The organism is Candidatus Uhrbacteria bacterium (assembly GCA_016699205.1).
GTDB lineage: Bacteria > Patescibacteriota > Patescibacteriia > 2-12-FULL-60-25 > 2-12-FULL-60-25 > CAIXDN01.
In genome coordinates this window covers 187,218-199,495 of sequence record CP064964.1, presented here as the reverse complement: position 1 = coordinate 199,495, position 12,278 = coordinate 187,218, and the positions used below count along the sequence as shown (strand labels likewise).

Below are 12,278 nucleotides of genomic sequence, written 5' to 3'. Positions count from 1 at the left end.
AGAAAAAGAGCGGGAGGACAGTCCAGTTGTAGTCTTTCGACAGAACTGTGGTAGTCCTCCCATTCCTCAAATCGATTTGTTCGATTGGAGAAATAGGAGCCCCACCAGTAAGTCAGTGGGGCAAAGAGGTGACAGTACGCGCATAGTCTTTCGACAGCCAACCGAGAGTCACCTCTTTTAGTTGAATGCGGCGCTACAGCGTACTTCAAGTTTTTCAACAGGTGAGCTCTAGTAGCGCCACAAATTGCGGGGAAGGGACAACCTCCATTGAGTCTCGCGACAGCTCATGTGAAGTCCCAACCCCTTCTCTGTTAACGATTCCTCGCGAGCAGAAAAGGGGAGGTGACACCCTCTGACAAGTCTTTCGACAAGGGTCTTGTAGTCACCTCAGAGAAAAAGAGCGGGAGGACATTCATTACATAGTCTTTCGACACAGTTCACTTAGTCCTCCCATTCCTCAAATCGACTTATTCGATTGGAGAAATAGGAGCCCCACCAGTAAGTCAGTGGGGCAAAGAGGTGACATTCGACGACTAGTCTTTCGACAGCAAGACAAGAGTCACCTCTTTTAGTTGAATGCGGCGTGACAACGTGGGAGCAGTCTCTCAACATTCGCCGAATAATCACGCCACAAATTGCGGGGATGGAACAAACGTCATTGAGTCTTTTGACATATGCGTTTAAGTCCCAACCCCTTTCCTATTTCCGACCGTTTCAGAACCAAGAAAGGGGAGGTGACACCGATGCGATAGTCTTTTGACAACAGGCGGTCAGTCACCTCACCAGAGAAAATAGCGGGAGGACAGTCGACTACCAGTCTTTCGACAGTTCAGCTGCAGTCCTCCCATCCCTACTCACGCTTCCCGCTTCTCGCCTCACGCTCTATATGAGGCGTGTCGCGTGTTGCGTGTAGCATGGCCAAGAATAGGAGCCCCACCAGTAAGTCAGTGGGGAAGGGGTGACAGGCGGAGACCAGTCTTTCGACATTCACTCGAGAGTCACGCCACAAATTGCGGGGAAGGTTTGTTTTACCCCTATTCTTCCTCCCTCTTTCGAGAGCTGAACGATAGGAGTCCCGACCATCATCTTTCGATTACAGTCGGGACAGAGAGGTGACACGATTCGAGTAGTCTTTCGACAAATCGCCCATAGTCACCTCAAGGAACAATCACTCCGCAGCCTCTGCAAGGGCGGGAGCCTCCTCCGGCGCCTTGACCGTGACCGCCGCGTGCCACGTCCGGTAGACGTGCTTGAGGAACTGCTGGCCGAGCCAGCGCAGCCCCTTCTGATGAGCCTGACCCTTCAAGCCCTTCACGAGCTTGCCGAGCCGCGGATCGCGCTTGGGCTTGGCGTCGGTCTCGTCGACCTCCTCCTCGTCTTCCGCGCCGTCATCCGCCTCGTCACCCTTCCAGGCGACGCCGGCGTTCTTCTGCACCTGCTCGAGATGCGCGGAGAGCGCGATGAAGTCCGCGACCGTCACGTCGAGCACGCTCTTGATGACGCGGTCCTGGTAGCTCGCCGGCAGGATCTCGACGTCGATGTCGAGCCCCATCGCCTCGAGCTGGCGGTCGCGCATGAGCTTGTAGAGCTCGTACGCCTTCCGCTGGTCGAGCTTGCGCCGCCAGGGGCTGTCCGACTTCTGCTTCACCGTGATGTCGCAGAAGAGGTAGACGCCCTGCTTGAGCGTCGGGCTCCAGTTGGAGACAGTGCCCGCCTTGCGGCGAGCGCGCGAGCCGTCCTCGAAGTGGTGGTACCCGGCGAACGACTTGAGCTTGGGGAAGCTCGGGAAGCGCCGGATGTCGCCGATCGCCGTGATGAGGCGCGCGGCGATGAGCGGTCCGCAGCCCTGGATGGGCTCGAAGACCTTGCTGTAGATCTCGTTAGCGGGCTGGGGATCGCCCTTCTTCTTGCTGCCCGTGAGCAGCTTCTCGATGGCCTTCTTCTGCCCCTTGAGGCGATCGAAGACGGTCGAGCGGAAGCTGTCGCTCTCGAGGAGCGCGTTCACGATGACCGCGATGGTCTCCTCGGTCGCGCGCTTGGGCAACTGTCCGCCCTCGAACTCCTTCCCGATCATCGAGAAGAAGTCCTTGCGCTCGGTCTCGTTGACCTGGCCGCCGAGCATGTCCTCGAGCATGAGCTCGAGCACGCGGTTGTGCACCGCATCGGAGCTCGCATCGGCCTTCATCTGGCGCTTGAGCGCGAGCTCGACGAAGGCCTGATCGCGGTACGCGCCGAGGATGCCGAGGTACGCGCGCTGCGTGCCCTTGTAGGACCGCTCGTACGAGCGCCACGCGATCGCGAGACGCATCAGCGAGAGATCCTTGTCCGAGAGCTCGTAGAAGCTGTCGGTGCTCTGGCCGGCGAGCGCGAAGAGCGCGAGCGCACGCCGCTTGCGCGACGTGAGCACCTCCGACGTCTCCGTCGAGGTCGCCTTCTCGTCCTTGCAGACGAGTCCGTACTCGTCGAGGATCGCCGTCGTCTTCTCCTTGTCGAGGAGGAAGTTCGGGTAGCGATGCACCTCGGCGCCGTGGGCGTAGGCCGCAAGTGCGAGCCGGTCGGCTGTTCCGCCGAGCTCGAGGAAGACGCGATCGCCCTCCACGATGCCCTCGAGGAACGCCTGCTTCTCCTTGCTCTTGGCCGGAGCAGCAGGATCGTTCTTGAGGCGCGTGATGACGGGCTTTCCCGTCTCCGCATCCGTGACGACCAGGAACGAGATACCCTTGGGAGCGTGGACCACGATGTAGTCGGTCATTGCGGAGCCTTTCAAAGGAGCTACTGACTACGTGTCAGCACCGATCCGTGCCTAGTCTTGCGACAAAAACGGACGGGTGACGTTATCACAAAAATAATATTTTGTCAAGAGTTAGCCAAAAGGCCAAAAGAAAAGACCGGACACTCGATGCTTAGTCTTACGACTATAGAGTAGGAGTCCGGTCTTCGACCAAGTTTCCAAAATGTGCGGGGAAAGAACAACAACCTATAAGCCTTACGGCATGTTGCAGTGAGTCCCAACCCCTACCAGCACTTAGCCATTTTTCGCCTTCAATGTCAATCCTAGCTTCCCAATAATCTCAGCCTTTGCCTCATGCACATCTTTAGCCCCTTCATACTTGAAATGCGCACGGTCACGCGATCCATTTCCGCCAAACGGACGCACTAACTCGAGGGCATTCAAAGGCGACTGCGCATGCACATGTACGAGCAATCCATCACGCGCCTGCTCGATCAACACCACAACCTTGGCTTCCGGCGCATACGCGATCAATTCATCAACCACGCCCTCCAGCGCCTCCTTACGAGCACCAGACTCGATAAAGTCGCTGTCAGAGATAATCGCTGAAACCAAACCGCTCTCGCGATCCTGTTCGAGACGAGAAAGAATACGGCCCCAAAGCTTCAAGGTCGGAATCGACTGATTACGCCACAATCCCTGAACGATATCGCCGCGGCGCGCACCAATCGCGACCAACTCGGAAGAAAGCTTCAAGGTCTTTGGAGTCACATTCGACGAGCGAAAGCTGCGTGTACGGGCGATCATGCCGGCCAAAACCGCCGTCGCAACATCAGCATCAATATGCTGCTTATTCCAGCGCGACAAAAATCCATACACGACTTCACTTGTCGCAACCGCATTCAAATCAACCAAATTCACCTGACCCCAGGATTCATTTGTTGCAGAGCAATCGATATTGATAACCGTCGTGCGATACAAAAAGTCGGCCTTATCGCGGAACAAATTTCCAAGCGAGGCCATATCCGGTGCATCAACCGCAATCACAAGATCATAACGATCAGAGCCGGCGCGCAATTTCACATCAGCTTCTGACCATTCGCCTTGCTTTGGAACAATCGTGATATTGAGCTTTCCATCCTTCACGTCATACATTAGTTCCGAGAGTGGTGTCTTGGCCACATCGACAGAAAGATGAAACGAGCGCATCGCACCCACCGTCGAGCGGATCTCAACGCCCTTAGGCAAAAAAGAGGGGAGATCCTTGGCTTCAAAGCCCGGAATCGCCACATCAAACGTTTTATTGAGCTTCTTCAAGACCAGACCAATCGCAATGGCCGAGGAAATCGCATCCATCGAAGCGTGTTCACGCGTCGTCAGGAGGATGTTCTTGCTGCGGCCGATGAGCTCGACCGCCTGTTGTTCAGGGAGTAATGCCATGTCGATTGAATTAATGATCTAATATATGACCGTTTTACGATTGTGTCAAGGTGCTGACAAGACAAAAATGTCAATGTTTTCTGACAAAATCAGGCTCTCGACCATTCGCTGATTCTCGGTTAATCTGGGCGCATTATCTATGTCCGATTTGCGCGAACTGCCAAAGGCCTACGACGCCTCAGCCGTGGAAGATGCGATCTACGCCGCCTGGGAAGCCTCCGGCGCTTTTAACCCCGATCAATTGCCTGACCGCAATCAAAAAGGGGAGCCCTTCTGCATCATGATGCCGCCGCCAAATGTGACGGGCGTTCTTCATCTTGGACATTCCCTTGAGCAGTCCATCATGGATACGACGATTCGTTTCCAGCGCATGCGCGGCAAAAAGACCCTTCTCGTCCCTGGAACCGACCATGCGGCCATCGCAACACAAGCCAAAGTCGAGAAAATGCTCATGGCTGACGGCATGAAAGATCCGCGTCGTGAACTCGGCCGCGAAAAACTTGTTGAGAAGATTCGCGAGTTCGCAGAAGAGTCCAAAGCCACAATCATCAAGCAAATCAGAAAAATGGGAACCTCGGCCGACTGGTCGCGTTTGGCGTACACCTTTGATGAAGATCGAAACCGAGCTGTACGTGAACTTTTCGTTCGCATGTACAAAGACGGTTTGATTTATCGTGGCTATCGCGTGGTCAACTGGTCCGTCAAAGGCCAATCAACGGCTTCGGATGATGAAATCGAGCACATCGAACGTCCTGCCAAGCTCTACACCTTCAAGTACAGCAAGGATTTTCCAATCACCATCGCGAGCACGCGCCCGGAAACCAAGCTCGGCGACACAGCCGTCGCCGTCCACCCGTCCGACAAGCGCTACAAGAAACTCATCGGCCAAACATTTACTGTCGATGTTGGTGCCGCCAAGCCACTCGAAATCAAAATCATCGCCGATGAAAGCGTTGATCCGGAATTCGGAACCGGTGCTCTTGGTGTAACGCCTGCCCACAGCGCCATCGACTTTGCGATGTTTGAGAAGCAGAAAGCCAAAGGCGAGCCAATCAATTTGATCCCCGTTATCGGCGCTGACGGAAAGATGACGCAAGAAGCAGGCGCGGACTATGTCGGACTAAGCGCAGAGCAAGCTCGTGAAAAGTTCGTGGCCTGGCTTAAGGAGAATGATTTGCTGGAAAAGGAAGAAGATATCGTGCAAAGCATCGGCACATCCGACCGTTACGGCGATATTATCGAGGCAATCCCGATGACGCAGTGGTGGTTGGACATGAATAAGCCGATCCCATCACATGGCAAAACCCTGCGCGATTTGATGCGCTCGGCCGTCCTCGATAATCACATCCGCATCTCCCCGGATCGCTTTGCCAAGCTCTATCTCGACCGTATCGATAATCTCCGCGACTGGTGTCTTTCTCGCCAATTATGGTGGGGTCATCGCATTCCTGTCTGGTATCGCGGGGAGGAGATGTTTGTCGGTACAGAAACGCCAGAAGGAGAAGGTTGGGAACAAGATCCGGATACGCTCGACACCTGGTTCTCCTCGGGTTCTTGGACATTCTCGACTCTCGGCTGGCCAGACAAAACAGAAGACCTCAAAACCTTCCATCCTACGAGCTTCATGCAAATGGGATACGAGATTTTGTATCTCTGGATGATGCGCATGATTCTGATGAGCGAGTACGCCCTCGGAGAAATCCCGTTCAAGGAAGTCTATATCCACGGCATTGTGCGCGATGAGCACGGCGCCAAGTTCTCCAAATCCTCAGGCAACGGCATCGATCCAATCGAGGTGATCCAAAAATATGGAACAGATGCTCTGCGCATGAGTATCTTGAGCGGCACAACACCCGGAAACGACTCGCGTTTCTACATGGATAAAGTCGAGGCTGGCCGCAACCTCGTGAACAAGCTTTGGAATATCTCGCGCTTTATTCTGCTTCAGCTTGAGGATGAAAAGCAGAAAACCCCCGGCACAAGAACATTGGCCGATGATTGGATCCTTTCCCGTCTTGCCGACGTGAACGCCTCCGTTACTTCCAAGCTCGAAGCCTTCCAGTTTTCCTCGGCAGGGGAGGAGCTTCGCGACTTCACCTGGAACGATTTGGCTGACTGGTATCTAGAAGTCGCCAAAGTCGAGGGAGGCAAGGCCGATATTTTGAAGTCTCTCTTGAACGCCATGCTCCGCATGTGGCATCCGTTCATGCCTTTCGTGACCGAGCATATTTGGAAGCTCATGGGCGCAGAAGGTCACTTGATGGTCGCAGAATGGCCCGAGTACGTTAATGACTCAATGGGACGCGCAGCAGAATTTGAAAAGCTCCGTTTGTTTGTCACCGACATCCGCCGTTTGCGTGCTGAACAAGGAGTTGATGCGACCAAAAAAATCGCCTTCGGCTTTGTCGCTGATGAAGATGCGCAAGGACTTATCGGCGATAACTTGGAATGGATTAAGCGTCTCACCAACACATCTTCTATTGATGTCATGAACGCAATGCCTGATAACTGGGTTGTGGCGACATCCGGCACTTCAACCATCGGTTTCAACAAAGCAGACGGCGTCGACTTGGAAGCGGAGCGCGTGAAGCTCGAGAAAGAACTGGAGCAACTAAATACGTACATCAAGTCGACGGAGGCTAAACTTTCAAATGCGGAGTTCTCGAGTAAGGCTCCGCAGCAAGTCGTTCGTACGATGTCGGACAAACTTGAGGAAGCAAAGGAGAAGGTTAAAGCCATTAAGTCGCGGATCTAATCGATATGCCTAAAGCCGGTACCTTGCTGGAGAAAGTTGAGATCAAACTGGATGCGGAGTTGAAGAAAGGGTTGTCAAAATTTAATGACCCGGCTCACATGCGGTTGATTATCGATGTTGCCAAACGGGTGCGTCTTTTCAGTATTATATATTGGTCTAACGGCTATAAAGTGAAAGGCTTCATGGCTGAGCCACGCCGTCTAAAGGGAAAGATGCCATGTATTATTTGGAACCGCGGCGGCTCTGGCGATTTTGGCTCAATCAAAATCGGGCCCGCTTTTCGTTGGCTAGGGCGAATGGCAGATTGGGGTTACATCGTGATTGCTTCCCAATACTCCGGAAATGCAGGTAGCGAAGGCAAAGAAGATCTTGGCGGTCAAAAAACCATAGCAGATGTTTTGAATCTGAAATTCATTTTAGAAAAAACGCCACATGCGGACACCGATCGTATCGGAATGTATGGGGCGAGTCGTGGAGGGATGATGACGTATCGTTGCTTGGCTCTCGTAAAATGGATCAAGGGCGCCGTTACAGTTGCCGGTGCCGCAGACTCGATGCGACAAATTAAGCTCCGACCGGAAATGGCCGAGCACTTCAAACGCTACGGTTTGACCAAGCAGGATCTCAAGATGCGTTCCGCGGTTGAGTGGCCGGAGAAATTCCACAAGAAAACCCCACTCCTCATGATGCATGGAACGGCAGATTGGCGTGTATCATATCTTGATTCATTAGACCTTTCACGTCTATTGTACGAAGAGAAGGTTCCTCATCGACTTATGTCATTTGAGGGCGGAGACCATTCAATCTATGAACATGCGGAGGAGCGTAACCGAGCGACTCGTGAATGGTTCGACCGTTATGTCCGCGACAATGCTCCGCTGCCCGATCTGAATCTCCACGGCGAGTAATTGTATTTTTCGTTCATTTTCGCTAATCTACGGACATTATGTCCAAGGTCTCGACGGAGCAAAAAAAAATCGACTGGTTGCTCAACCACGCCGTCGAGAATGTCTATCCCAACAAGGACGCCGTACGCGAGCGTTTGATGAAGGGAGAGGTCTTGACCGTGTATTACGGCATCGATCCAACCGGCCCGACGCTGCACCTCGGCCATCTCATCACGATGCGCAAGCTCTCGGAGCTACAAGAGCTTGGTCACAAGGTTATTTTGCTGATCGGCGATTTCACCGCCATGATCGGCGATCCGACGGACAAGACAGCTACGCGCAAACAGCTAACGCGCGAGCAGGTGATTGAAAACGCCAAGCTCTACAAATCGCAAGCGGCGCGCGTTCTTGATTTTGCTGGCCCGAACCCTGTCGAGATCAAATTTAACAATGACTGGCTCGGCAAAATGAATTTTGCCGATGTCGTCGAGCTCGCCTCGCATTTCACGGTTCAGCAGATGGTCGAGCGCGACATGTTTGAGAATCGCATCAAAGAGGGGAAGCCGGTGCATCTTCATGAATTTTTGTATCCGTTGATGCAGGGTTATGACTCGGTCGCGATGGAAGTCGATGGGGAAATCGGCGGTAACGATCAGACCTTCAACATGCTCGCCGGCCGTACGCTTTTGCGTGAAGTAAAAAACAAGGAAAAATTCGTCATCACCAACAAGCTGCTGGCTGATCCATCAGGAAAAAAGATGGGTAAAACGGAAGGCAACATGATTGCCATGACGGATTCACCAGAAGATATGTACGGCAAACTCATGAGCTGGCCGGATGAAATGATTGTCCCTGGTTTTGAGCTCTGTACCGATCTCTCCGCCGCAGAAATTCACGACATCAAAACAGCGATCAAAGAAGGGGCTAATCCGATGGCCTTCAAAAAAGACCTCGCCCGTTCGATCGTCATCTGGCTCGCGGGTGAAGAAGCTTCTGAGCGTGCCGCCGTCGCTTTCGCCACCGTCCACCAAAAAGGGGAGAAGCCGGAAGAAATTGCCGAGCTAAAAGTCTCAAAAGAAATTTCTCTCGTTGATGCGCTTATCGAATCCAAACTCTGCACCTCCAAATCCGACGCACGACGCCAAGTTGAGCAAGGCGGTGTGAAGGTCGATGACGTCGTTGTAAAAGATCCGGCAGCCATGATCGGCAAAGGCTCGATCGTACAGAAGGGTAAACGCCATTTCGTAAAGCTCGTATGACGACAGCTTGGAATTACTGGACGGTAGAAATCGCAAAACGTCTCTCTGCGTTAACCGACTCGACCATCGAGCCGGGCGATCTTGTCGTTCCGCCTGATTCCAAACTCGGTGATCTCGCCTTTGGCTGTTTTAAGCTCGCCAAATCGATGGGGAAAAGTCCGGCAGAAATCGCCAAAGACCTGGCCTCCAAATTCGACATCAAAAACACGGATATTGAATCGGTCGCTGCTGCCGGTCCATACGTAAATTTCCTTCTTTCGACAGGCTTTGCTGTCCACCGCGTCATCCGCGATATTGAAGTAAGCCGCGACCAATACGGCAACTCAACCGACGGCGCCAATCGCCAGCTTGTTTTGGAATACGCCCAGCCAAACACACACAAGGAAATTCATGTCGGTCATCTGCGCAATCTTGTGCTCGGTGTCAGTGAAAACTTGCTCCTGAAAAAAGCTGGCTGGGAAGTCGTGACCGCTTCCTATCACGGCGATGTCGGCGCCCATGTCGCCAAATGTTTGTGGTGGATGGTGAAGTCCCGCAATGGCGTCATGACCGTCGATGATTTGCCGATGGATCAACGCACCGGAAAATATCTCGGCCAACTCTACGCCGAGGCCACCCGCCAGCTTGACGAACATCCGGAATACAAAGACGAAATTTCATCGGTTCAACAGAAACTTGAAGCGCATGATCCTGTCTGGGAATCGTTGTGGCTTGAAACGCGCCGCTGGTCTCTTGATGAGATGGCAGAAATTTTTGACGATCTCGGCGTCGACGTTACGCGCCAATATCTGGAATCAGAAGTAACTGATCGCGGACAGCAGATGGTTGATACGTTGTTGGAAAAGGGGATCGCTAAGGAATCGCAAGGCGCCATGATCGTTGATTTGGAAGATGTGAAGCTTGGTGTATTTCTCGTCCGCAAATCTGACGGAACCTCTCTCTACGGAACCAAAGACCTCGCGCTCGCAGAAAAGAAGCATGCAGAATATCCAAAAGCCGAGCGCTCGCTGATTCTTGTCGACAATCGCCAGCAATTCTATTTCAAGCAGCTCTTTGAAACCTTGAAGCGCATGGGTATTACCGTGCCGCATGAATTTATCGGTTACGAATTTGTGACGCTCAAGAGCGGCGCCATGTCTTCTCGTGAAGGTAATATTGTCGCCTTCCAAGACTTCCGCGATTCCGTTATCGATTACGCTCGCGGAGAAGTGTTAAAGCGCCACGAGGATTGGACGGAGGGAAAAGTCACGCATGTGTCCTGGTGTATCGCCATGGCTGGTATTAAGTTTGGCATGCTTAAGCAGGACTCGGACAAAATTTTTACATTCGATCTTGAGCAAGCGCTGTCATTCGACGGCGACACCGGCCCATATTGTTTGTACGCCGCCGCCCGCCTCGCCTCGATTCTCCGTAAAGCAGGTCCGCAAAATCCATTCGACGGCGAGCTCGCATCCAGCTTCGACCACGCATCAGAAAAAGCATTGGCGCTTGTTCTCTCAGCCTTCCCATCAAAAACCAAGCAAGCCGCTGCAGAATTGCGCCCGGCGATCATCGCGCAATGGTGTCTTGATGCTTCCCAAGCGATTAACGCGTTCTATCGCGATGTCCCCGTGCTTGAGTCAGAAGGAGAGTTGCGTGAAGGAAGAATCCGCCTCGCAACCGTTGCGCGTGAGACACTAAGTCTTGGCCTGGGCTTGCTCGGGATCCGCGTGCCTGATGAGATGTAGTTATGGCTCTCTTTTCTTCTCCTCAAGTTCCGGATCTGAAGCCGATTCTCTCGGCAGACCCAAAACCGGAACCACCTCTCTCGGCCGCGCGCCCAACTGCGACCATTATCGCTAAAGGCGTAAAAGTCGAAGGCGATTTTGCCAGCGACGGCGATGTGCAAATCGAGGGTGAAGTAAAAGGTTCTCTCGCTACCAAAGGCCGACTAACCGTCGGACCTGAGGCGATTATTCACGCAGAAGTAAAAGCAGGGGACGCTGTTATCGCTGGAAACATCCAAGGCAATGTGATCGTCGAGCGCCGTGTCGACCTCAAGTCGACCGCCAAACTCGCCGGTGACCTGACTTCGGAAGCGCTTACCGTTGAAGCAGGCGCAAAAGTGAATGGAAAAGTTTCCGTCGGACAAGTCAAAGAACGGCAAAAACTGAAACCTGAAAACGACCCATGTTATCCGGCTACGCGTATCTCTACGATGAACGGCTGAATGACCGGAAGCACGACCGGGAGATTTCACAGCTCGAAGCAGAGATTTCGCGCAGAGGATTAAACGGACGCGTCGGTAAATTTGCTCTCTTCCGCCATGCTCGCGACATCGTCGCCGACTTGATTCGATCCGGTGCCCAAACCCTCGTCGTGGTCGGCGATGACAAAACGTTATTTACGGCGATCAGCGCTCTCGGTGACTCGACGCCAATGATCGGCTTTATTCCACTACTTGGAAGCGGCCCTGTTTCCAAGAGTCTCGGTCTTCCAAAAGGTCTTGCATCAATCGACACGCTCGCTGCCCGCTTCAATGAAACCATCGATCTCGGGATGGTGAGCGGCCGCGCTTTTTTATCCGAACTCATCGTCGACGGTCCCGGCATCTCGCTCCATGTGGACAATCAATTCAAAATCGAGCCTCCGCCAAATGGTTCGCTATGTATCCGTAATCTCGGTGACGCTTGCGACGCCCATGATGGAAAGCTCGACGCCTTCATCATTCCTCATGTAGAAAAACGGCGTTTTACATGGAAAAACGAATCCGAAGCTGTGCAGACCCATCTCTGCTTTACCAAGGCCGAGTTAAAACGCTCTGTAGCCGGTTCTTGCTTGGTCGATGGCCTTCCGATCGAAGGAGAAGTCCTCGATCTTTCCATCAAACCAAAAGCCCTTAAAATCATCACGAGCCGTAGGGGGAGGGGGATGCTTGCAGGATCGGGAAACCTTTGATAACCTTGCCCGCGCAAGCATTGAGAATACTTGGGGCGGCGATGGCGAAATTGGCAGACGCACTACCTTGAGGTGGTAGCAACCGCAAGGTTATGAGAGTTCAAGTCTCTCTCGCCGCACCACGTGTTCTGAAACGAGACGGGACGCTTAGCTCAGCTGGTTCAGAGCATCTCGCTTACACCGAGAGGGTCGTAGGTTCGAATCCTACAGCGTCCACCATCAAAAAACCGCTCAAAAGGCGGTTTTTTGGACCCCGAGTCTCGACAAAA

Annotated in this window: 8 protein-coding genes and 2 tRNA genes; 8 read left to right on the top strand and 2 right to left on the bottom strand. The window is 53.2% G+C overall.

The window, feature by feature from the left end:
• Positions 1 to 1,168: 1,168 nt before the first annotated feature.
• Together IPH19_01040 and IPH19_01035 are read right to left on the bottom strand one after the other, a co-directional pair.
• Positions 1,169 to 2,752 carry a transposase gene (locus tag IPH19_01040; protein ID QQR61034.1) on the bottom strand — a complete coding sequence of 528 codons (1,584 nt, stop codon included), beginning with the start codon at positions 2,750 to 2,752 and terminating at the stop codon, positions 1,169 to 1,171.
• A 273-nt stretch (positions 2,753 to 3,025) separates the two neighbouring features.
• Positions 3,026 to 4,171 carry a hypothetical protein gene (locus IPH19_01035; protein QQR61033.1) on the bottom strand — a complete coding sequence of 382 codons (1,146 nt, stop codon included), beginning with the start codon at positions 4,169 to 4,171 and terminating at the stop codon, positions 3,026 to 3,028.
• A 139-nt stretch (positions 4,172 to 4,310) separates the two neighbouring features.
• Here IPH19_01035 and IPH19_01030 point away from each other — a divergent pair, with 139 nt between their 5' ends.
• From IPH19_01030 to IPH19_00995, 8 genes are all read left to right on the top strand, one after another.
• Complete coding sequence (locus IPH19_01030; GenBank protein QQR61032.1) at positions 4,311 to 6,926, top strand: valine--tRNA ligase; 2,616 nt, start codon at positions 4,311 to 4,313, stop codon at positions 6,924 to 6,926.
• Positions 6,927 to 6,931: 5 nt separating this feature from the next.
• A complete protein-coding gene (locus IPH19_01025; GenBank protein ID QQR61031.1) occupies positions 6,932 to 7,834 on the top strand; it encodes a prolyl oligopeptidase family serine peptidase in 903 nt (300 codons plus the stop codon).
• Between the two features lie 38 nt (positions 7,835 to 7,872).
• Positions 7,873 to 9,072 (top strand): tyrosine--tRNA ligase, encoded by a 1,200-nt coding sequence (locus tag IPH19_01020; protein ID QQR61030.1) that lies wholly within the window; start codon positions 7,873 to 7,875, stop codon positions 9,070 to 9,072.
• Entirely contained in the window at positions 9,069 to 10,799 is a 1,731-nt protein-coding gene (gene argS / locus IPH19_01015; GenBank protein QQR61029.1) for an arginine--tRNA ligase, read from the top strand. Before IPH19_01020 ends, argS begins: the two co-directional genes overlap by 4 nt.
• 2 nt (positions 10,800 to 10,801) lie before the next feature.
• Complete coding sequence (locus tag IPH19_01010) at positions 10,802 to 11,281, top strand: polymer-forming cytoskeletal protein (GenBank protein QQR61028.1); 480 nt, start codon at positions 10,802 to 10,804, stop codon at positions 11,279 to 11,281.
• Positions 11,242 to 12,009, top strand: a complete 768-nt coding sequence (locus tag IPH19_01005) for a hypothetical protein (GenBank protein ID QQR61027.1) — start codon at positions 11,242 to 11,244, stop codon at positions 12,007 to 12,009. The genes IPH19_01010 and IPH19_01005 overlap by 40 nt, the downstream gene beginning before the upstream one ends.
• A 35-nt stretch (positions 12,010 to 12,044) precedes the next feature.
• Positions 12,045 to 12,131 (top strand) — tRNA-Leu (locus tag IPH19_01000).
• Positions 12,132 to 12,150: 19 nt separating this feature from the next.
• Positions 12,151 to 12,228 (top strand) — tRNA-Val (locus IPH19_00995).
• Positions 12,229 to 12,278: the final 50 nt, after the last annotated feature.